Source organism: Luteococcus japonicus (genome assembly GCF_003752415.1).
Lineage (GTDB): Bacteria > Actinomycetota > Actinomycetes > Propionibacteriales > Propionibacteriaceae > Luteococcus > Luteococcus japonicus.
The window spans coordinates 3,120,351-3,146,644 of the sequence record NZ_RKHG01000001.1; the positions used below are offsets into that span (position 1 = coordinate 3,120,351).

At 68.3% G+C, this 26,294-nt stretch carries 25 protein-coding genes and 1 riboswitch; of the genes, 21 read left to right on the forward strand and 4 right to left on the reverse strand.

Going from position 1 to position 26,294, the window contains the following annotated elements; genetic code table 11:
- Window positions 1–18: 18 nt before the first annotated feature.
- Window positions 19–88: riboswitch (cobalamin riboswitch) on the reverse strand.
- Window positions 89–342: 254 nt separating this feature from the next.
- The 8 genes from EDD41_RS14860 (at window position 343) to EDD41_RS14890 (ending at window position 8,990) form a co-directional block, all read left to right on the forward strand.
- Window positions 343–3,255, forward strand: coding sequence for an ExeM/NucH family extracellular endonuclease (locus tag EDD41_RS14860; RefSeq protein WP_123576437.1), 2,913 nt, complete (start codon window positions 343–345; stop codon window positions 3,253–3,255).
- A gap of 75 nt (window positions 3,256–3,330) precedes the next feature.
- Window positions 3,331–4,473: a flavodoxin-dependent (E)-4-hydroxy-3-methylbut-2-enyl-diphosphate synthase gene (gene ispG / locus EDD41_RS14865; protein WP_123576438.1), complete on the forward strand. Its 1,143-nt coding sequence runs from the start codon at window positions 3,331–3,333 to the stop codon at window positions 4,471–4,473.
- A 79-nt stretch (window positions 4,474–4,552) separates the two neighbouring features.
- A complete protein-coding gene (locus tag EDD41_RS14870; protein WP_123577154.1) occupies window positions 4,553–5,341 on the forward strand; it encodes a GNAT family N-acetyltransferase in 789 nt (262 codons plus the stop codon).
- A 199-nt stretch (window positions 5,342–5,540) separates the two neighbouring features.
- A complete protein-coding gene (locus tag EDD41_RS14875) occupies window positions 5,541–7,301 on the forward strand; it encodes a proline--tRNA ligase (RefSeq protein WP_123576439.1) in 1,761 nt (586 codons plus the stop codon).
- A 53-nt stretch (window positions 7,302–7,354) separates the two neighbouring features.
- Window positions 7,355–7,504 carry a VOC family protein gene (locus EDD41_RS16960; RefSeq protein WP_170165403.1) on the forward strand — a complete coding sequence of 50 codons (150 nt, stop codon included), beginning with the start codon at window positions 7,355–7,357 and terminating at the stop codon, window positions 7,502–7,504.
- Between the two features lie 48 nt (window positions 7,505–7,552).
- Window positions 7,553–7,807 (forward strand): type II toxin-antitoxin system Phd/YefM family antitoxin, encoded by a 255-nt coding sequence (locus tag EDD41_RS14880; protein ID WP_211336674.1) that lies wholly within the window; start codon window positions 7,553–7,555, stop codon window positions 7,805–7,807.
- The gene (locus EDD41_RS14885) at window positions 7,804–8,208 is read left to right on the forward strand and encodes a type II toxin-antitoxin system VapC family toxin (protein ID WP_123576440.1); all 405 of its coding nucleotides are present in this window, start codon (window positions 7,804–7,806) and stop codon (window positions 8,206–8,208) included. The genes EDD41_RS14880 and EDD41_RS14885 overlap by 4 nt, the downstream gene beginning before the upstream one ends.
- Window positions 8,205–8,990, forward strand: coding sequence for a sulfite exporter TauE/SafE family protein (locus EDD41_RS14890; protein WP_123576441.1), 786 nt, complete (start codon window positions 8,205–8,207; stop codon window positions 8,988–8,990). Before EDD41_RS14885 ends, EDD41_RS14890 begins: the two co-directional genes overlap by 4 nt.
- Window positions 8,991–8,993: 3 nt before the next feature.
- Here the strand turns inward: EDD41_RS14890 and EDD41_RS14895 are convergent, their stop codons facing one another.
- Window positions 8,994–9,947, reverse strand: coding sequence for a DUF4439 domain-containing protein (locus EDD41_RS14895; protein ID WP_123576442.1), 954 nt, complete (start codon window positions 9,945–9,947; stop codon window positions 8,994–8,996).
- Between the two features lie 120 nt (window positions 9,948–10,067).
- On the opposite strand from EDD41_RS14895, the gene EDD41_RS14900 reads away from it, so the two are divergent.
- Complete coding sequence (locus EDD41_RS14900) at window positions 10,068–11,036, forward strand: IS481 family transposase (RefSeq protein ID WP_123576298.1); 969 nt, start codon at window positions 10,068–10,070, stop codon at window positions 11,034–11,036.
- Between the two features lie 334 nt (window positions 11,037–11,370).
- On the opposite strand, the gene EDD41_RS14905 is transcribed toward EDD41_RS14900, so the two are convergent.
- The gene (locus EDD41_RS14905) at window positions 11,371–12,453 is read right to left on the reverse strand and encodes an IS110 family RNA-guided transposase (protein ID WP_123574949.1); all 1,083 of its coding nucleotides are present in this window, start codon (window positions 12,451–12,453) and stop codon (window positions 11,371–11,373) included.
- Between the two features lie 245 nt (window positions 12,454–12,698).
- On the opposite strand from EDD41_RS14905, the gene rimP reads away from it, so the two are divergent.
- The 5 genes from rimP to rbfA all read left to right on the forward strand — a co-directional run bounded on the left by rimP (window position 12,699) and on the right by rbfA (window position 18,230).
- Entirely contained in the window at window positions 12,699–13,277 is a 579-nt protein-coding gene (gene rimP, locus EDD41_RS14910; RefSeq protein ID WP_094764174.1) for a ribosome maturation factor RimP, read from the forward strand.
- On the forward strand, window positions 13,277–14,254 hold the full coding sequence (gene nusA, locus EDD41_RS14915; protein WP_094764175.1) for a transcription termination factor NusA: 978 nt from the start codon (window positions 13,277–13,279) through the stop codon (window positions 14,252–14,254). The genes rimP and nusA overlap by 1 nt, the downstream gene beginning before the upstream one ends.
- The gene (locus tag EDD41_RS14920; protein WP_094764176.1) at window positions 14,251–14,505 is read left to right on the forward strand and encodes a YlxR family protein; all 255 of its coding nucleotides are present in this window, start codon (window positions 14,251–14,253) and stop codon (window positions 14,503–14,505) included. The genes nusA and EDD41_RS14920 overlap by 4 nt, the downstream gene beginning before the upstream one ends.
- 194 nt (window positions 14,506–14,699) lie before the next feature.
- A complete protein-coding gene (gene infB, locus EDD41_RS14925; RefSeq protein WP_123576443.1) occupies window positions 14,700–17,717 on the forward strand; it encodes a translation initiation factor IF-2 in 3,018 nt (1,005 codons plus the stop codon).
- An 81-nt stretch (window positions 17,718–17,798) separates the two neighbouring features.
- Entirely contained in the window at window positions 17,799–18,230 is a 432-nt protein-coding gene (rbfA, locus tag EDD41_RS14930) for a 30S ribosome-binding factor RbfA (protein WP_094764178.1), read from the forward strand.
- 11 nt (window positions 18,231–18,241) lie between these two features.
- Here rbfA and EDD41_RS14935 read toward each other — a convergent pair whose 3' ends face one another.
- On the reverse strand, window positions 18,242–19,600 hold the full coding sequence (locus EDD41_RS14935; protein ID WP_123576444.1) for a sn-glycerol-1-phosphate dehydrogenase: 1,359 nt from the start codon (window positions 19,598–19,600) through the stop codon (window positions 18,242–18,244).
- A gap of 79 nt (window positions 19,601–19,679) precedes the next feature.
- On the opposite strand from EDD41_RS14935, the gene truB reads away from it, so the two are divergent.
- Entirely contained in the window at window positions 19,680–20,579 is a 900-nt protein-coding gene (truB, locus tag EDD41_RS14940) for a tRNA pseudouridine(55) synthase TruB (protein ID WP_123576445.1), read from the forward strand.
- On the opposite strand, the gene EDD41_RS16965 is transcribed toward truB, so the two are convergent.
- Entirely contained in the window at window positions 20,573–20,821 is a 249-nt protein-coding gene (locus EDD41_RS16965; RefSeq protein WP_170165404.1) for an HPr family phosphocarrier protein, read from the reverse strand. The two genes, truB and EDD41_RS16965, sit on opposite strands and share 7 nt — an antisense overlap.
- Window positions 20,822–20,999: 178 nt before the next feature.
- Between EDD41_RS16965 and EDD41_RS14950 the strand changes: the two genes are divergently transcribed.
- Genes EDD41_RS14950 through EDD41_RS14975 form a run of 6 tightly spaced genes read left to right on the forward strand, consistent with a single transcriptional unit; the run spans window position 21,000 to window position 26,294 of the window.
- Window positions 21,000–22,904 (forward strand): BglG family transcription antiterminator, encoded by a 1,905-nt coding sequence (locus tag EDD41_RS14950; RefSeq protein ID WP_170165405.1) that lies wholly within the window; start codon window positions 21,000–21,002, stop codon window positions 22,902–22,904.
- A 1-nt stretch (window position 22,905) separates the two neighbouring features.
- A complete protein-coding gene (locus EDD41_RS14955; protein WP_123576447.1) occupies window positions 22,906–23,352 on the forward strand; it encodes a transcriptional regulator GutM in 447 nt (148 codons plus the stop codon).
- 31 nt (window positions 23,353–23,383) lie between these two features.
- Entirely contained in the window at window positions 23,384–23,935 is a 552-nt protein-coding gene (gene srlA, locus EDD41_RS14960; RefSeq protein ID WP_123577158.1) for a PTS glucitol/sorbitol transporter subunit IIC, read from the forward strand.
- Window positions 23,932–24,945: a PTS glucitol/sorbitol transporter subunit IIB gene (srlE, locus tag EDD41_RS14965; protein WP_094764184.1), complete on the forward strand. Its 1,014-nt coding sequence runs from the start codon at window positions 23,932–23,934 to the stop codon at window positions 24,943–24,945. Before srlA ends, srlE begins: the two co-directional genes overlap by 4 nt.
- 27 nt (window positions 24,946–24,972) lie before the next feature.
- Window positions 24,973–25,338, forward strand: coding sequence for a PTS glucitol/sorbitol transporter subunit IIA (locus tag EDD41_RS14970; protein WP_094764185.1), 366 nt, complete (start codon window positions 24,973–24,975; stop codon window positions 25,336–25,338).
- Entirely contained in the window at window positions 25,335–26,294 is a 960-nt protein-coding gene (locus EDD41_RS14975; protein WP_123576448.1) for an SDR family NAD(P)-dependent oxidoreductase, read from the forward strand. The genes EDD41_RS14970 and EDD41_RS14975 overlap by 4 nt, the downstream gene beginning before the upstream one ends.

Sequence of the window (26,294 nt, forward strand, 5' to 3'; positions counted from 1 at the left end):
GATTGCGAAGGACCGAGTGAGTTCCTGACTCCGCGCCCCTGGGGCGCTCACAGTGGCGGGACCGTGCCGGATTCACACCGACTTCCTCGCTCTCGATCGTCGACATCCTTGCATGGCCCGCAGCCAGCGCATGCACCGGGTGCCTTCTTGCGCGGAGAGCGGGCGGTCAGCAAGAAGGCCGGGCCGTCGGTTCGCGATCCCCGGAGATGGCTTGGGTGACATGTTCGTGAACTGTTTCACGCAACCCTTTCAGGGGCTTCTCAGGAACAGCCTCCGCGGGCTAGCGTGCAAGCAGATTCGACCCCCATGCCCGTTTCCTCATGAACCCCACGGAGAATTCCCATGTCTCAGCGCACATCGCCGCTGCGCCGGCGCGGCCTGGTGGCCGCCCTCGGCCTCGGTCTGGCGGCCTCAGGGCTCGGCACCGTGCCGGCCCTGGCAGCCACCGACCACGTCGTCGTCAACGAGGTCTACGGAGGGGGCGGCAATGCCGGAGCCACCCTGACGCATGACTTCGTCGAGCTCTTCAACCCCACCGCCTCGCCGGTCGACCTGAGTGGTCACCAGCTCCTCTACTACTCGGCCGCCGGAAACCCCGGCAACACCTGCACCCTGTCCGGCGTCGTCCAGCCCGGCCAGCACTTCCTGGTGCAGCAGGCCAAGGGGACCGCCGGCACCGAGGCCCTCCCGACGCCCGATGCCACCTGCACTGCCGCGATGAGCGCCACCGCCGGCACCGTCGAGCTGAAGGCCCCGGACGGCAGCACCGTGGACCTGGTGGGCTTCGGCACCGCCACCAAGGTGGAGGGCACCGCCGCACCCGCACCCTCGGCCACCCGCTCCATCAGCCGAACCGACGCCGCGGACACCGACGTCAACTCCGCGGACTTCACGGCCGGAACCCCCAGCCCCAGCAGCCAGGGCAGCGCGTCGACCCCCGACCCGACGCCCACCCCCACGCCGACGCCGACGCCTACCCCCGAGCCGGCCACCGAGGTCTCCATCGCGGACATCCAGGGCACCGGCAACGGCACCACGATGGCGGGCCAGACGGTCACCACCAAGGGTGTCGTCACCGCGAGCTACCCGACCGGCGGTTTCAACGGCTTCTACCTGCAGACCCCCGGCTCCGGCGGCACCACGAAGGCGGCCGGTCAGGCCTCCGACGGCATCTTCGTCCACACCGGGACCGCACCCACCGCGAAGGCGGGGGAGTGCTACAGCGTCACCGGTATCCCGGCCGAGTACAACGGCCTCACCCAGCTGACCAAGCCCGTGCTCACCCCCGCCACCGACTGCGCCGAGGTGAAGCCCACTGAGCTCGCCTCCCTGCCGGCCACGGATGCGGACAAGGAGCCCTACGAGGGCATGTTGGTGCTGCCCACCAACAAGTTCACCATCACCAACAACTACGCCTTGAACACCTACGGCCAGATGGGTCTGGCAGCCGGTGACGATCCGCTGTGGACGCCCACGGACCGGGTCGCGCCCGCGGGGGCGGCGGCCTACGAGGCGGAGCAGGTCAAGAAGTACATCACCCTTGACGACGGCTCCAGCTGGGACTACATGCGCAACACCACGGCGCAGAACAGCCCCCTGCCCTACCTGAGCCAGGACGAGCCGATGCGCACGGACTCGGCGGTCACCTTCGCCAAGCCGGTGATCCTGGACCACCGCTTCCAGTGGAACTTCCAGCCCGTCGGCCAGATCGTCGGCGCCACCGACTCCGATGACCCGGTGACCACCGAGAACACTCGTCCGACCGCAGCTCCCGCCGTCGGTGGCGAGCTGAAGGTGGGCGCGATGAATGTGCTCAACTACTTCACCGACCTGGGTCAGGACCAGACCGGCTGCGGTTCCTACAAGGACAAGGACGGCACGCCCGTCACGGCCAACGGTTGCACCGTGCGCGGCGCCTACACGCCGGCCGCGCTGGCGGACCAGCAGGCCAAGATCGTTGCCGCGCTGGAGATGCTGGACGCCGACGTCGTCAGCCTGATGGAGGTCGAGAACTCGGCCGCCTTCGGCCATGACCGTGACGCGGCGGTGAAGACCCTCGTCGATGCCCTGAATGCGAAGGTCGGTGCCGGAACCTACGCCTACGTGCCCAGCCCGACGGTGGTCCCGGACAGCGAGGACGTGATCCGTCTGGCCCAGATCTACAAGCCGGCCAAGGTCAAGCCCGTCGACTCCTCGGTGATCCTGATGGACCCGGCCTTCGCCAATGCCCGCCAGCCGCTGGGGCAGAAGTACGAGTCCGTCGCCACCGGCAAGAGCTTCGTGATGGTGGCCAACCACTTCAAGAGCAAGGGCTCCGGTGCGGACGACGGCACCGGCCAGGGCCTGTCCAATCCCTCGCGTGAGGCCCAGGCCAGGGCCCTGACCGCCTGGACCCAGCAGATGTGGCCCGGCCAGGCCGTCTTCCTGACCGGCGACTTCAACGCCTACACCGAGGAGACCCCCGCGGGCATCATCGAGGCAGCCGGATTCACGAACCTGGTGCGCAAGTTCAACCCGGAATCCGCCAGCTACCAGTTCGGCGGACGCCTCGGTTCGCTGGACCATGCCTTCGGCAATGCCAAGGCCCTCGAGCTGGTGACCGGCGCCGATGACCTCAACATCAACGGCGACGAGTCGGTGGCCATGCAGTACTCGCGTCGCAACTACAACGTGACCGACTTCCACGCCCCGACGCCCTATGCCTCCAGCGACCACGACCCGGTGCTGGTGGGTCTGTCCGACGCGGCACCTGCTGCCACGACGCCGGTGATCACGCCCAACCAGAAGTGCACCAGCTTCGGCTTCAAGGTGGCCGACGCGATGCCCGGCGACCAGCTGCGCATCGACGGCCACTGGAACGGCCAGGCCCAGTACACGACGGTGGGCATGACCGACGCCGGCTGGTGGAGCGGCAGCAAGCCGACCTGGAGCGATGCCACGGCCGTCGTCATCCGCGACGGCAAGGCCATGGAGGACACCCGGGTGAAGATCGCCCAGGCCGCCGAGTGCCTCCCGGTGATCACGGGCCACGCCACCAAGAAGAGCTTCGGCTTCTCGGTGGCGCCAGTGCAGCCGGGCGACCAGCTGCTGATCACCGGCAACTGGAATGGCCGTGACCAGTCGATCACGGTGGATGCCGCCGGTTATGGCTACGGCTCCGGCCGGCTGACCAGGTGGAGCACCGCGACCGCGGTCGTCGTGCGTGAGGGCGTCCAGCTGCCCTCCACCAAGGTGACGGTGACCAACGGGCGCTGAGTCCGTCCCCGCACCCGGCAAGGGCCGGCCCGCCTCCGCGGGCCGGCCCTTGCCGGTTCCACTAGTCTGGGATCCATGACCGTCGCACTTGGCATGCCGTCCGCTCCCGCACCCGTCCTGTCGCCCCGTCGCAAGACGCGGCAGATCCACGTCGGCAAGGTCGGCGTCGGCAGCGACCACCCCATCTCGGTGCAGTCGATGACCACCACCAAGACCACCGACATCAACGGCACGCTGCAGCAGATCGCCCAGCTGACCGCGGCCGGATGCGACATCGTGCGCGTCGCCTGCCCGAGCCAGGACGATGCCGAGGCGCTGCCCATCATCGCCAAGAAGAGCGCCATCCCGGTCATCGCGGACATCCATTTCCAGCCCAAGTACGTCTTCGCCGCCATCGACGCCGGCTGCGCGGCGGTGCGCGTGAACCCGGGCAACATCAAGAAGTTCGACGACAAGATCGCCGAGATCGCCAAGGCCGCCACCGACGCCGGGGTGAGCCTGCGGATCGGCGTCAACGCCGGCTCACTGGACCCGCGGCTGATGAAGAAGTACGGCTCCGCGACACCCGAGGCGCTGGTGGAGTCGGCGCTGTGGGAGGCCAGCCTGTTCGAGGAGGTCGGCTTCCGCGACTACAAGATCTCGGTCAAGCACAACGACCCGATCACCATGGTGCAGACCTACCGCCTGCTGGCGCAGCAGACCGACGTGCCACTGCACCTGGGTGTGACCGAGGCCGGCCCTGCCTTCCAGGGCACCATCAAGTCCACCGCTGCCTTCTCCATCCTGATGGCGGAGGGCATCGGCGACACCATCCGCGTCTCGCTCTCCGCGGACCCCGTCGAGGAGGTCAAGGTGGGCACCAAGATGCTGGAGGTGCTCAACTTGCGTCCCCGCAAGCTCGACGTCGTCTCCTGCCCCGGCTGTGGCCGTGCCCAGGTGGACATCTGGAGCCTGGCCGAGAAGGTCAGCGTGGGCCTGGAGGGCATGGAGGCGCCGCTGCGGGTGGCCGTGATGGGCTGCGTCGTCAATGGCCCAGGAGAGGCCCGTGAGGCCGATCTGGGCGTTGCCGCCGGCAATGGCAAGGGTCAGATCTTCATCCGTGGCGAGGTGGTCAAGACCGTGCCGGAGTCCGATATCGTCCAGACCCTGATCGAGGAGGCGAACCGTCTTGCTGCAGAGAGCACGGAGCTGGGTTCGCCCCAGGTCCAGGTCAGCTGACGTGGCGCCGGATCCCGCCCCCGCGCGCGAGCAGCGGGGCTCGATCCGGATCCTCGGCAATGACGACCTCGACGAGGTCATGGGGCTGCTACTCGGTAGTCCCCTGGAGAACATCTTCGTCGCCTCTCGCGTCGAGGCCGCAGGTCTGGACCCCTTCATGCTCGGCTGCCAGGTCATTGGCTACGAGCGCGACGAGCAGTTGGTCAGCCTGTGCCACGCCGGATCCAACCTGGTGCCCGTCAATGCCGATGACGAGGCGCTCGACGCCTACATCCGCTACTTGGGGCCTAGGCGTCGCGCCGCCTCCATCATGGGTGTGGCCAGGCCGACGATCCGGTTGTGGGAGGGGCTGAGCCAGGCCTACGGAGGCCAGTGGTCCGAGGTGCGTGACCTTCGCCCCGACCAGCCGCTGATGAGCATCAGTCAGACCTGCACGGTGTCGCCCGACGAGCGGGTCCAGCGGATCACGATGAAGGACTTCGACTCCTACTTTCGGGCGGCGGTGAAGATGTACACCGAGGAGGTGGGCATCAGCCCGCTGGAGGCCACCGGGAGTTACCGCCGGCACGTGCAACGCACCATCGAGCAGGGCCGGGCCTTCGGCATCGTCGAGGACGGCCGGGTGGTCTTCAAGTCCGACGTCGGCTGTCATCAGGGCATGTTCTGCCAGGTCCAGGGTGTCTGGATGGACCCCGCACTGCGCGGTCGGGGAAGGGCTGCCGCTGCCATGTCCGGAGTGGTGGAACTGTGCCGGGAGCGGTGGCCGGTGGTCAGCCTCTACGTCAACGACTACAACACCCCAGCCATCCGGCTCTACGAGCGGGTGGGCTTCCAGTCCGTCGGGAAGCTCGCCACGGTCCTGTACTGACAGGATTCCGGGCAAAGACGGGAGCACTTGCGAGGTCTCGGGGGTTACCTCGCAAGTGCTCTTGCTTCCATGATGGCCCACCGGGCCCAAAGTATTCAACTCAGCAAGACATTGCGATCGGCCGGTAGGCTTGGCGGGCATTCCCGACGCCAGGCTGAAGGGCAGCCGAGGGCGTTCGACGTGGGTGCAGGAAGAGACCATGATCACTCGTCTGAGTTCGCTGTTCGTCCGCACGCTGCGTGACGATCCTGCCGATGCCGAGGTGCCGAGCCACCGTTGGCTCGTGCGTGCCGGCTACATTCGCCGCGTCGCCCCCGGCATCTACTCCTGGCTGCCGCTGGGTCTGAAGGTGCTGCACAAGGTGGAGTCCATCGTCCGCGAGGAGATGGAGGCCATCGGCGCACAGGAAGTGCACTTCCCGGCGCTGCTGCCGCGCGAGCCCTACGAGGCGACCAGCCGATGGACCGAGTACGGGGACAACCTCTTCCGCCTCAAGGACCGCAAGGGTGCCGACCTGCTCCTGGGTCCCACCCATGAGGAGATGTTCACCCTCATGGTCAAGGACCTCTACAGCTCCTACAAGGACCTGCCATTGGCGCTGTACCAGATCCAGAACAAGTACCGCGACGAGGCACGGCCCCGCGCCGGGATCCTGCGCGGGCGCGAGTTCGTGATGAAGGACTCCTACTCCTTCGACATCGACGACGAGGCCCTGGAGGCCAGCTACCAGAAGCACCGCGAGGCCTACATCAGGATCTTCGACCGGTTGGGCTTCGACTACGTCATCGTGCAGGCCATGGCCGGCGCGATGGGTGGTTCCAAGTCCGAGGAGTTCCTGGCCGTCGCCCCCAATGGCGAGGACACCTTCGTGCGCTCGCCGGGTGGCTATGCCGCCAATGTGGAGGCGATTCGCATCCAGGCGCCCGAGTCGGTCGATTTCGCGGGAGCGCCCGAGGCCCACCGCGAGCAGACCCCCGATGCCGCGAGCATCGAGGACCTGGTGCGCGTCTCCAACGAGCTCTACCCTCGCGATGACCGCCCGTGGGAGGCCACCGACACGCTGAAGGCATTCATCTTCCGGGTGCGTCACCCCGACGGCACCGTCGAGCCCGTCGCCCTGGCCCTGCCGGGTGACCGCGAGGTGGACGCCAAGCGCCTGGAGGCCGCGATGGAGCCGGCCGAGGTGGTCGCCTTCGAGGAGGCTGACTTCGCGAAGTACCCGACGCTGGTCAAGGGCTACCTCGGACCGCAGGTGGTGGGTTCCGAGTCGGAGTCGAAGATCCGCAGTTACCTGGACCCACGCGTGGTCGAGGGCACCACCTGGATTGCCGGTGGCAATGAGTTCGGCACCCACTGGTACGGCCTGGTGGCCGGCCGCGACTTCACCGCGGACGGCGTCCTCGACGTCGCCGAGGTGCGCGAGGGCGACCCGGCCCCCGATGGATCCGGCCCGATGAGCCTGGCCCGCGGCATCGAGATGGGCCACATCTTCCAGCTGGGCCGCAAGTATGCGGAGTCGCTGGGCCTGAAGGTGCTGGACCAGAACGGAAAGCTCGTCACCGTCACGATGGGCTCCTATGGCATTGGCGTCTCGCGTGCCGTGGCCGCAGTCGCCGAGGGCACTTGCGACGAGAAGGGCCTGTGCTGGCCCCGCGCCCTGGCTCCCTTCGATGTCGAGATCGTCGCCACCGGCAAGGGGGAGGAGATCTTCGCGGCCGCGGAGAAGCTCGCCACCCAGCTGGACGAGGCCGGCGCCCAGGTCCTCTACGACGACCGCAAGGCCAGCCCTGGGGTGAAGTTCGCAGACACGGAGATCCTGGGCATGCCCACCGCCGTCGTGATCGGCCGTGACCTGGCCAACGGCCTGGTGGAGATCCGGGACCGCAGGAGCGGCGAGAAGTGCTCCGTGGCCGTCGAGGACGCCCTGGCCGAGGTGCTCAAGGAGATCCGCGGCCACTGAACCGGGCCACGATCCCCGGCCACTGCCCCCGATTCCTCGCGGCGTCGGGGGCAGTGCCATTCGAGACCTCGGAACCCTTGGCGCAGGTGCGTGACCGGCTGGTGGCTGCCGGACATCTGGCAAGGCTGGTCGAGGGTCCCGGGCGTGCCGTGCACGTCGCCGATCCCGACGGCCAGGAGATCCAGATCCACGAGCTGTCCTGATGGCTGCGCGCTCTGGTGGAAGAACTGGTCTGGGACTAGTCTGAATCCATGATGAGGACAGGCCGGTCCCAGATCGGCAGCTACGAGGCCAAGACCCACCTGCCCCGCCTCCTCGACGAGGTGGAGGCCGGTGCCAGTTACACCATCACCAAGCACGGGCGTCCCGTGGCCCGACTGGTCCCCATCCGGGGTGGAAAGCGCGCTCCAGAAGAGGTGCTGAAGTCCTTCGAGGAACTGCGCGCGATCATGCCCAGGGATCTCGGGGCCCCGATCAAGGAGTTGATCGAGGAGGGGCGCCGATGAGCATCGTGCTCGACGCTTCCATGGCCCTCGCCTGGTGCCTGGACGGGTCGTGGGATGACGGAATCGCAGCCGTGCTCCGCGAAACGGCCGAGGATGGGGCTCTCGTCATGCCGCTGTGGCACCTTGAGGTGTGCAATGCCTTCCTCATGGCGGAACGGCGGGGGAGGATCACGCGCTCACAAGCCACCCAGGCGCTGGCAAAGCTGGATGGGTTGCCCCTTGAACAACTGGAGCTGGACCCCGATCCCTCAGATCTGATGCAGTTGGCAAGGTCACACGGCCTCACCGCCTACGATGCCAGCTACGTCTGGGCAGCCAGTGTCACTGGCTGTCCGCTGGCGACTCGTGACGAGAGGGTGCGCGCCGCCGCCGTCGCCGAGGGGATTGCCCTGCTCGGATGACCCTTGCCACCCACGTCATGTTCGGCCTGGTGCTCGCGGCCTTCGTCGCGGGCTGGATCGACGCCGTGGTGGGCGGGGGAGGGCTGATCCAGCTGCCCGCCCTGTTGATCGGTCTGCCCGACGACACCCCGGTGGCCACCATCGCCGGCACCAACAAGCTGCCCGCGGCCTCCGGGACCCTGATGGCCACGCTGACCTACCTGCGCAGCGTTCGGGTGGACTGGCGCAGCGCCCTGCCGCTGATGGCGACTGCCTGGCTGGGCTCCACCGTCGGCGCCAATCTGGCCCACCACGTTCCGCGCCGCTGGTTCACGCCGATCGTCCTGGTCGTCATCCTCGTCGTCGGCAGTTACACCGTGCGGCGTCCCCAACTTGGCCTGCAACAGGACCTGCGCCATCATGGGGCCGCGCACTGGGGCCGGCTGCTGGCCCTTGGCGGCGGCGTCGGGCTCTACGACGGGATCCTGGGTCCGGGCACCGGCACCTTCTTCGTGATCGGCCTGGTCGCGGTGCTGGGCTACGGCTTCCTTGAGGCCTCCGCCCTGACCAAGTTGGCCAACCTGACCACCAATGTGGCCGCCATCACGGTCTTCACGCTGTCCGGGCACATCCTGTGGCCCGTCGCCCTGAGCATGGCGGTGGCGAACCTGTCCGGCGGCCTGTTGGGCGCTCGCATGGCCGTGCGCCGTGGCAGTGCCTTCGTGCGCAAGGTCTTCCTCGTCGTTGTCGGGGCCCTCGCGGTCAAGCTCGCCTGGGACACCGTGCTGCTCTTCGTCGGCTGAAGGTCACACCCAGCCGGGCCAGCGGGTCAGGGGAGCGCCCAGACCCAGCGCCGTCCGTGCCTGCGCCAGCATCGCGTCCAGTGCTCGGTTGCGGTCTGCCCCCGACGAGGCCGCGGCCACCCTTGCCCACGCGGCCGTCACGTCGTCCTCCAGGAGCGCCCATGTCGTGCGGGCCTGGGCGACGGACCCGAAGCCACCCGGCATCACATAGCCCAGCTCGGCCGGAGGAATCCCTTGGCCGGCCGCTCGCAGCTGGTCCTCGACGCGGTCCCGCGCAGCCCACACCTGGACGAGGTGCTTGCGCATCGGCTCGATGAGCTTGTCCGTGCTCGGTATCTGGCCCAGGCCGACCTCCAGCCCCTCCGCCAGGGCTCGCAGCCTGCTGAGCAGGACGAGCAGCGCGTCAGTGCGGGTACCCACCTCCACGGCGGCAGGGGAGGTCGTGTCATCGACCACCGGCCTTCCCGGCGACGTGTTGAGGGCGGTGAAGGTGGCCAGCGAGGCGAGGAGCAAGGCTTGCGAGGGGTCCGTGGCGGAGCCCGCTGCCGCGCGATGGGTCTGCCCGACGCGCGCCTCGAGGGCGCCGATCTTCTTGGACAGGGGCGCCCATGCGGACGCGTCGGCGGGTGGGGAGGGGGTGCCGATGGAGGGGATTCCACCCAGCCGGTCCAAGGTCTCGACATGTGCAGCGTGCGCGTCGCGGAGCTGCCTCAGCGCCGCGGCCTGGGCAGGGCTGCGCGGGGCCTTCGGCGCGGCCAGCGCCGCGTCCAGTGCCGCCACGAGCTCCGCCTCGCCCGCCCGTGCCCGCTCCAGGGCGGCGTCTGGGGTGCGGGAGGCGCCGGGGGCGGTACCTCCGCGGGGCCTGACGGTTGGGCCAGGGGTGCAGCCGGCCACGGCACCCGTCGTCGCGAGCGCCGCGAGGGCGAGGCCGCGTCGGGTCAGGTGGGGCTGGGGCATGCGCCCGATCCTAGTTGTTGGTGGCAGGGACGTTCATGACAGTTTGCGGGTTGACGTGAAGGGAGGACCCCCGTTGGGTTGTGGCTTGTCGAAGGTCACAGATGAACAACGGAGGTCCTCATGGCCCACTCTAAAGCCCGTCTGAACGTCAACGGTCGGCGTCTGCTGGTCCAGCGCGTCCGCGAGCAAGGCTGGAAGGTCGCCCACGCCGCCAAGGCGATGGGAATCTCACGCCAGTGCGCACACCACTGGCTCAAGCGCTACGACCAGCACGGCGAACCAGGTCTGCATGACCGCTCCAGCCGACCCCGAACCATGCCCCGGCGCACCAACCACCAGGTCGAGGTCCGGGTCCTGGCGCACCGCGCGCTGCACCGGCAGGGCCCAACCCACACCAGCGCCGCGACCGGTGTTCCCGCGCGCACCGTCTCGGCGATCTGGAAGCGTCATCACATGCCCCCGTTGGCCCACCTCGATCCGATCACCGGAGCAGTGATCCGCGGCAGCCAGGCCACCACCCGCCGCTACGAACGCGAACACCCCGGTGAGTTGATCCACCTCGATGTCAAGAAGATCGGCAAGATCCCCGACGGTGGAGGCTGGCGAAGCCGCGGACGGGCCGCGACCAGCGCCGAGAGGAACAAGCGGGCAAAGATCGGCTACGACTACGTCCACGCAGCGGTCGACGACCACACCCGGCTGGCCTACATCGAGATCCACGACGACGAGAAGGGACCCACCTGCGCTGGTTTCCTCACCCGCGCCGCGGCCTTCTTCGCAGACCACGGCATCACCCGTATCGAGCGGGTGATCACCGACAATGCCTTCGCCTACCGCAACAGCAGCGACTTCATCGCCGCGGTCGAAGCCCTCGACGCGAAACAGAAGTTCATCAAGCCCCACTGCCCCTGGCAAAACGGCAAGGTCGAGCGCCTCAACCGGACCCTGGCAACCGAATGGGCCTACCGACAGCCCTTCACCAGCAACCAAGCACGCCGCGACGCCCTTGCCGACTGGCTCACGTTCTACAACACTGAACGAGGCCACAGCGCCCTCGGCGGGAAAGCTCCCATCACCCGAGTGTCATGAACCTGTCTGCCACCAACACCTGATATGGGTGTGGGTTTTGTCAAGAGGGCAGGACGAGGCGCCGCCGGGCTGGATGCCTGGCGGCGCCTCTCCTGTGTTGACCTGAAGTGGATGTGGTCAGGGGTTTCGCGTGTCTATACGACGGCGATGTCAGTCTGATATTCGCGGGTTGGTTACCGCAGGACGGTGCTTTCGGCTCGGAACGTCACGCGTGTCTAGGATCGAGCGTCGCCGCCGGTCAGGGCGGCTGCTCATAGGTGTTTCGCGGGTCGTTCCGGTCGCTGCGTCACCCCATGACCGGCCGGTCTTCAGGTCAAGTTTGTGGGCCTCGACGTCAGTCGTCGAGGACGGCGAGGGACCAGCACCACCCGGCGAGTTCGCGGGCGATCGCGGCGTTGGCGATGTTGTTGGCCTTCTTGCGGGCTTTGAACTGGTTCCAGCGATGGTTCAACCGCCGGTTGCCCAGGTCACCGCGGGCCCGGGCAGCCGGGGACGCAAGATCCCAACGGTCACGGATCGTCTTGCCGGGAACGTAGCGGTGCTGGTGGTGCCAAGCGGCCTCGACCAGCAGCCGCCGGGCATGACCGTTGCCGGTCTTCGTGATCGGACCGAGTGAGCGTGACTGGCCGGATGAGTTCTCGGACGGGACGAGGCCGACGAAAGATCCGATGGAGTTCCCGGTGAACCGGGTCCAGTCGCCGATCTCGACCGCCAGACCGAACCCTGTCAGCGTCGAGATCCCCCGCAGACAGCCGAGCCGGTGGATGGTGTTGGTCCAAGGACTGTCGGCAGCCATGGCGGTGATGCGCTCGTCGAGACGATCACGGCGCGCCGTGATCGTGACAACACTGTCGTAGGCCTCATCGAAGGCGGCCTGGACCAAGGGCGAGTCGAAGTGCTGGCGTTTGAGCCAGGCGTCATGCGCGTTGCTCCAGGTCTGCCCGCCCGAATAGACGATCCCGTGACGCAGCAGCAGCTTCGACAACCGATGCCTGGCACGCATCAAGTCACTACGGCAGTCCTCGCGGGTCCTCACCAGGTCACGAGCAGCCTCGGTCAGCTCATCAGGAACCGCGACCGCAGTGAACGCGTCCAGCCGGAGCAGCATCGAGAGGTGTTCAGCGTCGATCGCATCAGTCTTCACCCTCGATCCGGCTGGCCTCTGGAGCTTGGACGGCGCGGCGACCACCGTTCGGATGTCATTGCCCAGCAGGGTCCGGGCCAGACCGTAACCGGTCGGGCCAGCCTCATAGATCGCCGCGGCCGGGCCGGGCAGGGCCTTGATCCAGGCCGTCACTTCCACAGGGTCGGGGCAGAGTCGGGCTTTGAAGATCTCGCCGGTCTGGACGTCCATCGCATGCGCCACCACGGAGCGGGCATGCACATCCAGACCAACACTCGTACGCTCGGTAAACAACCGGGGCCTCCCACGTATGTCGGAAAGGCCAGACAGGCCCACCCTGTCCGGCAACCCACGAATCGTTGCGCGGCGAGGCCCCGGCCTGCCAGAGCTCTCACCCCTGAATCGGGGTCACCCATACCGTCTAGTGGCAGCGCCGGTCCGCCATGATTCGCTAGGATTGTCCGGATCCCGGTGTCGCACAGGCTCCGGGTGGACAACCGATCACACAACTGGATCCACAACTGAAAGGTGGCTCGAACGTGAACGAACGCGTCGTGACGCCCCTCATCATGCCGGTCCTCGAGGCATACGGCCTCGAACTCGACCAGCTCGACATCATCCCGGCCGGCAAACGCAAGGTCTTGCGCATCGCGGTCGACGGCGACGGCCCCAAGGGCCGAGGACCGCTGCTCGACGACATTGCCCGCGCCACCCGTGACATCTCCGACGCTCTCGACGAGTCTCCCGAGATCGGCGACGCCCCCTTCACCCTCGAGGTGAGTTCGCGTGGCGTCGGCAAGCCACTGACCGAACCCAAGCACTACCGCCGCAATGTCGGCCGACTCGTGCTGGCCATCCTCGTCGACGGAAGTCAGCTGCGTGGCCGCCTCACCGAGGCCACCGACGATTCGATCACCATCACCGTCGAGGCAGAGCCGGGCAAGAAGCTGCCCAAGGGCACCGATCCGGTGCACGTGCTCGCCCACGACGAGATCAGCAAGGCCACCATCCAGGTGGAGATGAACCGCAAGCATGACCCGGAACTCGACGAGATCGGTGACGACTCCGACGAGCAGGCTGAGGACGACGACGAGTCGGCCCTCGAGGAGGAGAACTGATGGACATCGACATGGCTGCCCTGCGGGCGATCGAGCGTGAGAAGGAGATTCCACTGGACTACCTGATCGAGTCGCTCGAAGTGGCGATGCTGAATGCCTATGACAAGACCGAGAACCCCGTGCGCGGGGCCAAGGTGGAGCTGGATCGCAAGTCCGGCAAGTTCGCCGTCATGGTGCCGGAGCGCGACGAGGAGTCCCGCGAGATCGTCGGCTGGTACGACGGCACGCCGGCCGACTTCGGCCGCGTCGCCGCATCCACCGCTCGCCAGGTCATCTTCCAGCGCCTGCGCGAGGCCGAGGACGAGCAGAAGTTCGGCCACTTCGCCGCCAGCGAGGGTGACATCATCCTCGGCACCGTGCAGCAGGACCGTGACTCCCGCACCATCCGCCTCGACATCGGCAACAAGATGGAGGCGATCATGCCGCTGGCCGAGCAGGCCCCCGGCGAGCAGTACACCCACGGGAAGCGCCTGCGCGTCTTCGTGGTCAGCGTCCGCAAGGAGTCCAAGGGGCCCCAGGTCGTCGTCTCCCGCACCCACCCCGGGCTGGTGAAGAAGATGTTCGCCCTCGAGGTGCCGGAGATCGAGCAGGGCGTCGTCGAGATCAAGGAGATCGCCCGCGAGGCCGGTCACCGCACCAAGATCGCCATCGTGAGCCACAATCCCGACGTGTCCGCCAAGGGTGCCTGCATCGGCCCGATGGGGCAGCGGGTCCGTTCCGTGATGCGTGAGCTCAACGAGGAGAAGATCGACATCATCGACTGGTCCGAGGACCCGGCCGAGTTCGTCGCCCAGGCACTGAGCCCCGCGAAGGTCAGCAAGGTGACCGTCGTCGACGCCGCCGCGCGTGCCGCCCGCGTCGTGGTGCCCGACTACCAGCTCAGCCTCGCCATCGGGCGCGAGGGGCAGAACGCCCGGCTGGCCGCCCGTCTGACGGGCTGGCGGATCGACATCCGCTCGGATGCCGCACCGGAGTGAGTCCACAGCGCACGTGCATCGGCTGCCGCTTGGTCTGTGACCAAGCGGCGCTGGTGCGCTACGTCCTGGTGGACGGCGTCGTCACGCGCGATGCGCGACGACGACTGCCCGGCCGTGGGGTGTGGCTGCACGATGACCAGAAGTGCCGCGAACCGGCGCTCCGCAAGGGGGGCTTCGCGCGCGGCTTTCGTCGCCGGGTGAGTGTCCCCGAGGACCTCTTCGGGCCGGAACCGGTTCGACCTGAGGCGTGAACTCGCGGTAGGGTTGAGCCTGCGCGTTCGTCCGGAATCCCCGTGACGGATCTACCAAGGGCCCTCCAATTCATGGAGGGCGAACCAGAAAGTGGGCTAGCGCTCATGACCACTCGATGAGTAATCACCAATGAGCATCAACACCAACTAACTGGTCCGGTAGCCGCGAATAGGCCCGGACCTGAAGGAGAGTAGTGGCAAAGGTCCGTGTCTACGAGCTCGCGAAAGAGCTCGGACTCGAAAGCAAAGATGTCCTCAAGACGCTGAAGGACATGGGCGAATTCGTCCGGTCCGCGTCTTCCACCATTGAGGCGCCCGTCGTGCGTCGCCTGCGTGACAACCTCAGCAATGAGGCCGGCGCCGGCAAGCCCGCCGCGAGCGGACAGGCTGCTCCCGCGCAGTCTGCCGCCCCGCGTCCCGGCGCCCCCAAGCCGGGCCAGATGGCCCGCCCTGCAGCCAAGCCGGCCACCCCGGCTGCACCCGCCACGGCGGAGACCCCGGCCGCGCCGCAGGCTCCCGCGGAGACCCCGCAGCCCGCAGTCGTGAGGCCGGCCAGCCAGAAGCCGGCCGCGGCCGACAAGCCCGCTCCGGCTCCGGCGCCGGCCCCCGGTGCCCGTCCCGGTGCCCCGCGGCCCGGTCAGCAGTCGCGTCCCACGACGCCGCCGCCCACCTCGGGTCCCATCACCAGCAACACGCCGCCGGCTCCGGGCCCGCGTTCGTCGGCTCCCCGTCCGGGAGAACAGCGTCCTTCCGGCCAGACCCCGCGTCCGGCCGCCGCACGCCCCGGCCAGCAGGCACCTCGTCCCGGCGCACCCCGTCCGGGTGCCTCGGGTGGCCTGCCGTCGGGGGCTCCCGGCGGTGCCACTCCCGGCCAGCGTCGCCCCGGTGGCTCGCGCCCCGGCAACAACCCCTTCGCCTCCTCGCAGGGCATGGGCGCCCGTCGCCCCCGCCCCGAGGGACAGGGTGGCGGTGCGCCGCGTCCCGGTGCTCCCGCGGGTGCACGTCCCGGTGGTCCTCGCCCCGGTGCCCCGGCAGGTGGCGACAGCCGCATGCCTCGCCCCGGTGGTAGCGGTGGCTTGCCCGGCATGCCCCGTCCCAACCCGGCGATGATGCCCAAGCAGCAGAATGCAGCCGTCGGTGCGCCCGCTCGTGGCGGTCGCCCCGGTGGTGGCCCCGGCCGTGGTCGCCCCGGTGGCGGCGGCGGTGGCCGTCCCGGAATGGGTGGTGGCCCCGGTGGTCCGCCCACCGGTGGTGGCCGCGGTGGCCGCGGTGGCCGTGGCGGCTCCGGTACCCAGGGCGCCTTCGGACGCGGTGGCCAGGCCGGCCGCGGACGTCGCAAGAGCAAGAAGCAGCGCAGGCAAGAGTTCAACGAGATGGAGGCACCGTCGATTGGCGGTGTGCGCATCAGGCAGGGTGACGGCCAGATCGTGCGCCTGCGCCGTGGTGCATCCCTCACGGACCTGGCCGAGAAGATCAAGGTCGAGCCGGCACAGCTGGTGCAGGTGCTGTTCAACCTCGGTGAGATGGTCACGGCCACCCAGTCGGTGGCCGACGACACCCTCGAGGTGCTGGGCGCCGAGCTCAACTACAAGATCGAGGTCGTCTCCCCGGAGGACGAGGATCGTGAGCTGCTGGCCGGCTTCGACCTCGAGTTCGGCGAGGACGACGGCGACGACGAGGACCTCGCGCCCCGTCCGCCGGCCGTCACGGTCATGGGTCACGTCGACCACGGCAAGACCAAGCTGCTCGACGCGCTGCGAAGCGCGAATGTGCAGGGCGGCGAGGCCGGAGGCATCACCCAGGCCATCGGTGCCTACCAGGTCGAGACCACCGTCGACGAGGAGGATCGCAAGATCACCTTCATCGACACCCCCGGTCACGAGGCCTTCACGGCCATGCGTGCCCGTGGCGCCAAGGCCACGGACATCGCCGTGCTCGTGGTGGCCGCCGATGACGGCGTCATGCCGCAGACCATCGAGGCCCTCAACCACGCCAAGGCGGCCGAGCTGCCCGTCGTGGTGGCGGTCAACAAGGTCGACAAGGAAGGCGCGGACCCGTCCAAGGTCCGTGGCCAGCTGACCGAGTACGGCCTGGTGCCGGAGGAGTACGGCGGCGACACCATGTTCGTCGACGTCTCCGCCACCGCGAGGACCGGTCTGGACGAGCTGCTCGAGGCCATCGTGCTGACGGCCGACGCCGAACTGGACCTGCGCGCCAACCCGGACATGCCCGCCCAGGGCGTGGCCATTGAGGCGCACCTGGACCAGGGCCGCGGCCCCGTCGCGACAGTCCTCATCCAGCGCGGCACGCTGCGCAAGGGTGACTCGATCGTTGCCGGATCGGCCCATGGCCGTGTCCGCGCCATGATCAACGACAAGGGCGAGAACGTCACCGAGGCTCCGCCCTCGATGCCCGTCCAGGTGCTCGGTCTCACCTCCGTGCCCGGTGCCGGCGACAACTTCCTGGTCGTCGACGACGACCGGATGGCTCGCCAGATCGCCGACAAGCGCGAGGCCCGCATGCGTGCCGCAGCGCAGGCCAAGGGTTCGCGTCGCAAGACCCTCGACCAGCTCTTCGAGCAGCTGGAGAAGGGCGAGACGCAGGAGCTGCTGCTCATCCTCAAGGGCGACGGCGCTGGTTCCGTCGAGGCCCTGGAGGACGCCCTGTCGAAGATCGACGTCGGCGACGAGGTGGACCTGCGCGTCATCGACCGCGGTGTCGGTGCGATCACCGAGACCAATGTCTCGCTGGCCGCCGCCTCGAAGGCCGTCATCATCGGTTTCAACGTGCGGCCCACGCCGCACGCGACCAAGATGGCGGACAACGAGAACGTGGACGTGCGCTACTACTCGGTCATCTACGACGCGATCGACGAGATCGAGGCTGCCCTCAAGGGCATGCTCAAGCCGATCTACGAGGAGAAGGCGATGGGTACCGCGGAGATCCGCGAGATCTTCCGCAGCTCCAAGTTCGGCAACATCGCCGGCTGCATGGTGCTCGATGGCCACCTCAAGCGAAATGCCAAGGCTCGCCTGGTGCGCGACGGTGTCGTGGTCCGCGAGACCACCATCGCCTCGCTGCGTCGTGAGAAGGATGACGCCACCGAGGTCCGCGAGGGCTTCGAGTGTGGTCTGACGCTCTCGAACTTCAACGACATCCAGGTCGGTGACCACATCGAGACCTTCGAGATGGTCGAGAAGCCCAGGGACTGATCCCTGACAACGCAGTACCGTGGGCGGTGACCTCAGGTCGCCGCCCACGGCGCTGTCCGAGAACAACCGAAGGGAGCCACCATGACCAATCCTCGTGTGGCAAAGCTTGCCGACCAGATCAAGATGATCACGGCAGAGATGCTGGAGCGTCGGATCAAGGACCCGCGCCTGGGTTTCGTCACCGTCACCGACGTGCGGTTGACCGGTGACTCACGGGAGGCGACGGTCTTCTACACCGTCTTCACGGAGGAGGAGCCCGGTGGCACCGCCGCGGCGCTGGAATCCGCCAAGGGGCTGATCCGCTCGACGATCGGCAAGAAGCTCGGGCTGCGCTTCGCGCCCAGCATCGCCTTCATCCCGGATTCGACGCCGGAGGCGGCCGCCGCCATCGAGGACCTGCTGGCGCGTGTCCAGGCCGGCGATGCCGAGCTGGCCAAGCAGCGTGAGGGCAAGACCTTCGCGGGCGACGCCGACCCGTACAAGCACGACGACGAGGACTCCGAAGAGGACTGAGGGCCCAGACCTCAGCCCCAGATCCCTCCCGGGGCGAAGGTCTGCTCGACGAGCTCGTCGAACCAGCCGGCCTCGCGGGCGACGTCGAGCACCGTGTAGCGCGAGCGGTAGTACATGGCCTTGGGGAAGGTCTCGCGCAGTTGCTGCACGCTCAGGCCGATGTCCTGCGGGCGGCTGGGGGCACCTGCTGCGCGCAGCTGCGCCTGGAAGTCCGCGGCAGGCACCAGTTGGGCGGCCAGACGTTCGCGAGTGCGGGGCCAGGCGGCCTTGAGCGTCTCCAGCCGGGCCCGCAGCCCATCGGGGTCGACGTACTTGACCTTGGTCTCCTTCACGGCGTGGTCCGCCAGGGGGCCGGTGAAGGTGGCACGGATGTCGGCCTCCACCGCCTGCCAGCTGGGCCAGGCGTCGACGGCGGCGTCGACGTCCAGGTCCGCGAGGCCACGGGCCATGAAGGGTTCGTAGAAGGCCAGCATGGCCAGGGTGCCGATGGCCACCTTGAAGCCGTGGGACAGCGGCGGGTCGTCGTCGGCGCCCAGGTGGTCCAGCTCCCAGATGTGGCTGAAGTAGTGCTCCGCACCGGAGGCCGGCCGGGTGCCGCCGTGCACCTGCATGGCCAGCCCGGACAGCACCAGCCCGTTGACCAGGCCCTCGAAGGCCTCGGGGGCGCCCGCGGCCAGCTCCGTCGGATGGGCCAGGGCGTCGCGGACCCCGGACTGCACCAGGCTCCAGACATGCTCGTCGATGGGCTCGACGCCGGCGGCGTCGGCGAGGATCCAGTCAGCGCCGCCGGGGATCTTGGCGGCCAGGTCACCGTAACCGGATGCCACCATCCACTGCGGGGCGCGGGCCGTCACCTCGAGGTCGAAGACCACCACCTGCGGCGCCGTGCAGTTCACCGTGATCTTGACGCCATTGCTGCTCATCGGGGCGCCGGCCCCGGTGTAGCCGTCCATGCTGGCGGCCGTGCCCACCACGACATAGCGACGTTCCAGCTCGTGGGCGGCCATCTTGACCAGGTCGTTGAGGGTTCCGGCGCCGACTGCGACGGGTGTGACGCGCGTCCCGGTGGCTTGGTCGGCGGCGACGATGGCCTCCCGGATGCGTGCCGCATTGTCCAGCGACGCGTACAGGGTGGGGCTTCCGGGGAAGACCAGCGGCTCGGCCAGCGGGACGCCGGCCTCACGCAGCGACGCCTCGGTGCGGTCCCCGGCCGCGGCCCAGGTCTTCTCGTCGGCCACCAGGAGCGCGGCGGAGCCAGGCATCCACGTGGCCATCAGGGCACCCGTCTGGGCCAGGGCTCCACGGGCCACTGCCACCTCGTCGGTCTGGTCAGCGTCGGCCACGGCGCGCCGTACGGTCTCGTCCATCATCGATCCTCTCGAAGGCTGTTCCCTCACCCTAGGCTTGCGGTCGTTCGGAAGGCAGCCCCGCAGCCGTCACAATGGGTCCATGACTTTGCACTCCGGCCTGCTGATCTGCGACAAGCCTCAGGGCTGGACCTCCCACCAGGTAGTGGGCCGGGTCCGGCGGCTGATGGGAACCCGCAAGGTGGGGCATGCCGGCACCCTGGACCCGATGGCCACCGGAGTGCTGATCGTCGGGGTGAATCGGGCGACGCGGCTGCTGGGACACCTGGCCCTGCACGACAAGCGGTACGAGGCGACCATCCGGCTGGGCATGGCCACCACCACCGACGATGCCGAGGGCGAGCCGAGCGGGGGAGCCGACGCCGCACACCTGGACCGGGCGGCGGTGGAGGCGGAGCTGCCCGCCTTCCGCGGGGAGATCCAGCAGGTGCCGAGCTCGGTGAGTGCGATCAAGGTCAACGGGCAGCGTGCCTACAAGCTGGTGCGCGACGGGGAACAGGTGGAGCTCAAGAGCCGGGCCGTGACGGTCAGCCACTACGAGGTGCTGGACCTGCGCCACGTGACCGAGGGTGAGCGCACCTACTGTGACGTGGACGTGGAGGTGGAATGCAGCTCGGGCACCTACATCCGTGCCCTGGCCCGGGACCTGGGTGCGGCTCTGCGGGTGGGCGGACACCTGACGGCGCTGCGTCGCACCCGGATCGGTGGCTACAACCTGACCGACCTGCCCGTGGTGGAGCTGGACTCCGATGACCAGCCCGAGCTGTTGGGGATGGCGCGGGCCGCCGCACTGAGCTTCCCCGTAGTCACCCTCGACGAGGAACAGGTCCGCGACGTGGGCTTCGGCCGGAGCCTCAAGGGACTGGCCGTCCCGGGCAACCCGACGGGGGTGCTGTCCCCGGATGGTGAGCTGCTGGCGCTCTACCGTCCCGACGAGGAGGACCCGGCCATCGCACGGCCGGTGGCAGTGCTGGCTCAGTGACCCAGTAGGGCGACGACGGCGGCGAGGGCCTGCTCCTCGTCGCGCCCATCGGCAATCACCGTCACCTGCTCCCCGTGGGCGACCCCCAGGCCGAGCACCTCCCAGGAGCGGGCGAGGCTGGTCATCCGCCCGGCCATCAGGAAGACCGAGCTGGTGTGGGCAGCCACCACCGCCGCAAGTTCCGCGGCAATGCGGGCATGGATGCCGCCGGGGATGGTCACGGTCACCGTCTGCTGTCGCATGGTCTGTGCCTCTCCTGCGCTGGGTCCGCCCATCCTTCCACGGTCGGCCCGTCGCGCGACGCAGGGCGGGTGGTGTCGGAGACTTGCGCAGGTGCTCGCAAGGACCCGGCTCATTCCCGCGGGACTTTCACCACTCATCTCGCATAGCGTTCCAACGACCACCAACGAAGGGGGAGCGATGCAGCGGCCAGCCTTGATCCTGCACCAGCTGGAGACCAGCCTGTCGGTAGCGCCCGACGCACTGGCCCGGCTGCTGGGCGTGGGCATGCGCACCGTCGCCACGGAGGTCGCCAACCTCAACTCGATGCTCGCGGGCTCGGGCCAGGTGCGGCTGATCAATGGCCGCTACCGCCTGCGCGTGGTCGACAATGCGGCCTTCGAGGAGGCCCGACGCCAGGTCACCGGGGTGAAGGACTCCTTCAACGATCCGCAGCACCGCGTCAGCCACATCCTCGCCCAACTGGTGCTCAGCACCGGCCCGGTCCGCATCGAGACCCTGGCCCGCGGCATGAATGTGGGCCGCACCACCGTCACCGCAGACCTGGTGACGCTGCGCAGACTGCTGGCCGAGATGGACGTGCGGGTCCAGGGGCGGCCCCACGTCGGGCTGCAGCTGGAGGGCGATGAGCTGGCAATCCGGCTTGCCGTGCTGCGCCACGCCTACCGGCGGGCCTACGGCAGCTACCCGTTGGGTACCGCGCTGCTCGACATCCTCGACGAGGCATGCGCCGAGTTCAGCTTCGACGAGGGCGTGGCCATGGAGGTGGTGCGGTGGATGACCGTCGCGCTGGACCGCCGGCTGTCCGGCCACGGCCTGGACGAGCTGCCCCAGAGCCACGAGCAGCTGACCGGCACCGACGCCCACGCCTTCGCCATCCGCGTGGCACAGGGCATCGAGCGGGTCACGGGGGAGAGCCTGCCGTCGGCCGAGGTGCTCTACCTGGCCATTCCCGCCGCCGGACGCAGGACCCCGATGGGCACCGGCGTCGCCACCCGGGAGTCCGTCGAGGCCGAGACCCGGATGCTGGTCGACCAGGTCTTTGCCCGGATCGCGGACGTGCTGGAGATCGACGTGCAGCCCCGGGAGCTGCTGACGGAATTCACCCAGCACGTCGGCTTCATGGTGAACCGGATGCGCTACGGCCTCTCGGTGGAGGCGGACCTGGACGTGCCGGAACTGCGCGTCCGCTTCCCGCTGGCGGTCCGGATGGCTGAGCTCGCGAGTGACGTGGTGCGGGAGCAGGTGGGGTTGACGATGGACGAGACGGAGCTCGCCCTGGCCGCCACGTATTTCCAGGTCTTCCTCGATGACAGTGAACAGCAGGGCCGTCGGCCCTTCCGGATCGGGATCCACACCCGACGCGGGCCGGCCGCCGCCTCGCTGCTCAAGGGCCAGCTCGGCCGTGCCCTGTCCGTTCCCACCGAATACCTGCTGGTCAGCTCGGCGCAGGAGGTCACCGACAAGGGCGTGGACCTGTTGGTCACCGCCCCCGGCACCTCCCTGGATGTGGCCGTGCCCACCATCGAGCTCTCGGAGCTCTTCGACCGTGGTGAGTTGATCAACAAGCTGTCCAGGATGCACTTCCCGCACTTCGGCCCGCTGCTGAACGACCGCGCCGACGGGTCGATGCTGGTGCTGCTGCTGGGGCCGGACCGCATCGTCCAGCTGCCCGCCGGCTGCGGGCACGACGAGGCGGCAACCCGCCTGGCCCACCACCTGGCCGACCTCGGGCTGGTGGACGAGTTCTTCCTGGACGCGCTGGCCGAGCGGCTCGTCGAGACCGAACCGGTACTGGTGGGGGACCGCCTCGCCTTCCCCCACGCCAGCTCGCCCGGGCTGGCCAGCGTCAGCTGTGCACTCGGGCTGGTGGCTGCCACCGATGAGGAGCCGGCCCGGCTGGTCTTCCTGATGGCGGTCCCGGAGAAGGAGAACTACGACGACCAGGTGCTGATCCGCACCTACGAGGAATTGATCCGCGTCGGCACCAACCCGCGCCTGATGGACCGCCTGTGTGCCATCAGCACCTACCCAGACCTCCTCGGCCTGTTCGAGGACCTTCGAGACCACAACCAGGGGAACTGACATGTTCTGGCCCGTGATGATCGGCTTTGCCGTCTTCTACCTGTTGCAGACCGTCCTGGCCATGCGACAGGCCACCAACTACACCAAGCACTACGGCACGATGCGCCGCCAGGGACGCGTGGCCATCGGCAAGCAGAAGAACCTGGTGGCCAATGGCGCCATCGTGATGTTCCGGCTGGACGACCAGGACGTGGTCGTCGAGGGTGTGCGGCTCAGCGGGGTGACCGTCTTCTCCCGCTTCAAGCCCTTCACCACCTTCGACGGGCAGCGCCTGGCCGACGTCGACGCCAGCACCCACCGCGAACTCAACAAGAGCCTGCGGGCGGCCGTCGCGAATGCCCGCGACAACTTCCTGCTCGTCTCGGAGGGACGCATTCCCCCCGAGCCCCCGGGTCCGGTCACCAAGCTGTTCAGCCGCTTCGGCGGCAAGCAGCAGGCCATGGCCTGACGGATCCCTTCCACCTCTGAAAGGAATGACCATGAATTACTTTGCCGATGCAGCCACCTGGTTCATCGGGCTCTTCCGGGCTGGAGGCGAGACCTTCATCAGCTGGATGACGGGCATCGTCCCGCTGGTCCTGATGCTGCTCATCGCCATGAACTCGCTGATCCAGATGATTGGCGAGGACAAGATCAACAACCTGGCCCGCAAGGCCTCCGGAAACCCGGTCAGCCGCTACCTGGTCCTGCCCTTCCTGGGCTTCTTCATGCTGGCCAACCCGATGGGCTTCACCCTGGGCCGTTTCCTCCCGGAGAAGTACAAGCCCAGCTACTACGCCAGTGGCGCGCAGTTCTGCCACACCTCGAGCGGTATCTTCCCGCACATCAACGCCGGTGAGCTGTTCATCTGGCTGGGCATCGCCAAGGGCATCGAGCAGCTGGGCCTCAACTCCGCCGAGCTGGCCGTGCGCTACCTGATCCTGGGCGTTGTGCTCAACTTCATCGGTGGCTGGACCACCGACTTCATCACCCCCTGGGTCGCCAAGCAGCAGGGCGTCACCCTCAGCTCCGAAGTGAAGGTGTCGGCATGAGCGAGTACAGGTCCGTCGTCGTCGAGAAGGGGCAGGGTGGCTGGGGCGGCCCGCTGACCATCACCCCGACGCCCGAGAAGAACAAGATCGTCTACATCGTCGGTGGCGGCAGCAAGCCCGCCGTCGTCGACACCCTGGTGGAGCTGACCGGCTGCGAGGCCGTCAACGGTTTCCAGACCTCGGTTCCGGATGACCAGATCGCCATGGTGGTCATCGACTGCGGTGGCACCCTGCGTTGCGGCATCTACCCCAAGAAGAACATCCCAACGATCAACATCATCAACACCGGCAAGACCGGCCCCCTGGCCCAGTTCATCCACGAGGGCATCTACGTCTCCGCTGTCTCCTCGGACCAGGTCCGCCTGGCCGATGGTGCCGAGACCCAGGCCAAGGCCGCCGCCGTGGGCGCCGCCGACGAGGCCGCCAAGGTGAAGTTCACCGCGGACAAGAAGGTCTCCGAGACCCTGGCGGAGCAGAAGAAGCAGGGCCTGATGATGAAGATCGGCCTGGGGGCCGGCAAGGTCGTCGCCATCTTCTACCAGGCTGGCCGCGACGCGATCCAGACCATGATCAACACCATCCTGCCGTTCATGGCCTTCATCTCGATGCTGATCGGCATCATCAATGCCTCGGGCTTCGGCGAGTGGTTCACCCACTTCCTGACGCCGCTGGCCGGTTCCGGCTGGGGCCTGATGGTGCTGGGCTTCATCTGCTCGATCCCCTTCCTGTCGCCGCTGCTCGGCCCGGGAGCTGTGATCGGCCAGATCATCGGTACCCTCATCGGTGTCGAGATCGGCAAGGGCAATGTTGCTCCGCACCTGGCCCTGCCGGCCCTGTTCGCCATCAACACCCAGAACGCGTGCGACTTCATCCCCGTCGGCCTGGGCCTTGCCGAGGCCGAGCCGGAGACCGTCGAGGTCGGCGTGCCCGCAGTGCTCTACTCCCGCTTCCTGAACGGCGTCCCCCGCGTGGCGATCGCCTGGCTGGCAAGCATTGGCCTCTATTCCTGACCGTACGCACCAGAAACTGGAGCTGACATGACCGAGATCTTCCGTACCACCGTCCGCGACGCCGGCAGCATGGCCGCCGCCTTCATCTCCGACGGGCTGTTCGTCACCTTCGGTGAGAACGCCCCCGACGCCCTGAAGGACTATTGCTTCATCATCGACATGGGCCAGACCACCGCGGACCTGCAGGTGGGACAGGTCTTCACCGTCGATGGCAAGCCCTTCCCCATCACCGCCGTCGGGGAGGCGGCCCAGAAGAATCTCAACGGTCTGGGTCACATCACCGTCAACGTCGACGGCGGCCAGAAGGCCAGCCTGTCGGGTGCCATCCACATCCTGTGCGAGGACGGCACGCCCGAGGTCGCGGTGGGCAGCGTGCTCACCATCGAGGCATGAGCGATTCATCAGTGGCCAGCTGGCTCCCGCACCTGCGGGGCCGGCTGGCCGACGAGCGGGGCCTGCCCCGTCTCCGGGTGCTGCCCGGGGACGGGGCAGTCCTGCGCCTGGACGTGGAATGGCCCGCTTCCGGTGCCGTCCTGGGCCGGGTGGCGCTGGTCACCGGTGCGGCGCAGGGCTTCGGCCGTGAGATCGCCGAGCAGCTGGCGGACCTGGGCTGCTGGGTGGCCGTCGCCGACCTGAACCTGGCGGGAGCCCGAGAGGTTGCCCGCGGGATCAACGAACGGCACGGCACGGGCCGAAGCCTCGCCGTGGAGGTCGACGTGGCCGACGAGGCCAGTTTCGCGGCGGCCGTCGAGGACGTCGTGGCCTTCTTCGGCGGGATCGACCTGTTCGTCTCCAATGCCGGGATCGTGCGGGCCGGGTCCGTGGGGGAAATCACCCCCGAGGACTTCGACCTCGTGACCCGGGTGAACTACCGCGGCTATTTCGTCGGGGTGCGGGCCGTCGCACCCGTGTTGGCCGCCCAGCATGCCGCGGCGCCGGAGCACTGGTTCGACATCGTCGAGGTGAACTCCAAGTCCGGGCTGTCCGGTTCCCGGAAGAACTTCGCCTATGCGGGCAGCAAGTTCGGCGGGATCGGGCTCACCCAGTCCTTCGCGTTGGAACTCGTCGAGCAGGGGATCAAGGTGAACGCCGTCTGCCCCGGCAACTACCTGGACGGGCCGCTGTGGACGGATCCGGAGCTTGGGCTGCTGGTGCAGTACCTGGCCGCTGGCAAGGTCCCGGGCGCCACCACCGTCGACGACGTGCGTCGTCACTACGAGGCACAGGTGCCGATGGGCCGGGGCTGCCGGCCCGCAGACGTGGTGCGGGCCATCCGCTACTGCGTGGAGCAGGCCTACGAGACGGGTCAGGCAATTCCCGTCACCGGCGGCCAGACCATGCTCCACTGA

Excerpts from the sequence above, each read along its gene's own strand:
- EDD41_RS14860 (WP_123576437.1), top strand. The coding sequence starts at position 343 with ATGTCTCAGCGCACATCGCCGCTGCGCCGGCGCGGCCTGGTGGCCGCC.
- ispG (WP_123576438.1), top strand. The coding sequence starts at position 3,331 with ATGACCGTCGCACTTGGCATGCCGTCCGCTCCCGCACCCGTCCTGTCG.
- EDD41_RS14870 (WP_123577154.1), top strand. The coding sequence starts at position 4,553 with ATGGGGCTGCTACTCGGTAGTCCCCTGGAGAACATCTTCGTCGCCTCT.
- EDD41_RS14875 (WP_123576439.1), top strand. The coding sequence starts at position 5,541 with ATGATCACTCGTCTGAGTTCGCTGTTCGTCCGCACGCTGCGTGACGAT.
- EDD41_RS14880 (WP_211336674.1), top strand. The coding sequence starts at position 7,553 with ATGATGAGGACAGGCCGGTCCCAGATCGGCAGCTACGAGGCCAAGACC.
- EDD41_RS14885 (WP_123576440.1), top strand. The coding sequence starts at position 7,804 with ATGAGCATCGTGCTCGACGCTTCCATGGCCCTCGCCTGGTGCCTGGAC.
- EDD41_RS14890 (WP_123576441.1), top strand. The coding sequence starts at position 8,205 with ATGACCCTTGCCACCCACGTCATGTTCGGCCTGGTGCTCGCGGCCTTC.
- EDD41_RS14895 (WP_123576442.1), bottom strand. The coding sequence starts at position 9,947 with ATGCCCCAGCCCCACCTGACCCGACGCGGCCTCGCCCTCGCGGCGCTC.
- EDD41_RS14900 (WP_123576298.1), top strand. The coding sequence starts at position 10,068 with ATGGCCCACTCTAAAGCCCGTCTGAACGTCAACGGTCGGCGTCTGCTG.
- nusA (WP_094764175.1), top strand. The coding sequence starts at position 13,277 with ATGGACATCGACATGGCTGCCCTGCGGGCGATCGAGCGTGAGAAGGAG.
- rbfA (WP_094764178.1), top strand. The coding sequence starts at position 17,799 with ATGACCAATCCTCGTGTGGCAAAGCTTGCCGACCAGATCAAGATGATC.
- EDD41_RS14935 (WP_123576444.1), bottom strand. The coding sequence starts at position 19,600 with ATGATGGACGAGACCGTACGGCGCGCCGTGGCCGACGCTGACCAGACC.
- truB (WP_123576445.1), top strand. The coding sequence starts at position 19,680 with ATGACTTTGCACTCCGGCCTGCTGATCTGCGACAAGCCTCAGGGCTGG.
- EDD41_RS16965 (WP_170165404.1), bottom strand. The coding sequence starts at position 20,821 with ATGCGACAGCAGACGGTGACCGTGACCATCCCCGGCGGCATCCATGCC.
- EDD41_RS14950 (WP_170165405.1), top strand. The coding sequence starts at position 21,000 with ATGCAGCGGCCAGCCTTGATCCTGCACCAGCTGGAGACCAGCCTGTCG.
- EDD41_RS14955 (WP_123576447.1), top strand. The coding sequence starts at position 22,906 with ATGTTCTGGCCCGTGATGATCGGCTTTGCCGTCTTCTACCTGTTGCAG.
- srlA (WP_123577158.1), top strand. The coding sequence starts at position 23,384 with ATGAATTACTTTGCCGATGCAGCCACCTGGTTCATCGGGCTCTTCCGG.
- srlE (WP_094764184.1), top strand. The coding sequence starts at position 23,932 with ATGAGCGAGTACAGGTCCGTCGTCGTCGAGAAGGGGCAGGGTGGCTGG.
- EDD41_RS14970 (WP_094764185.1), top strand. The coding sequence starts at position 24,973 with ATGACCGAGATCTTCCGTACCACCGTCCGCGACGCCGGCAGCATGGCC.
- EDD41_RS14975 (WP_123576448.1), top strand. The coding sequence starts at position 25,335 with ATGAGCGATTCATCAGTGGCCAGCTGGCTCCCGCACCTGCGGGGCCGG.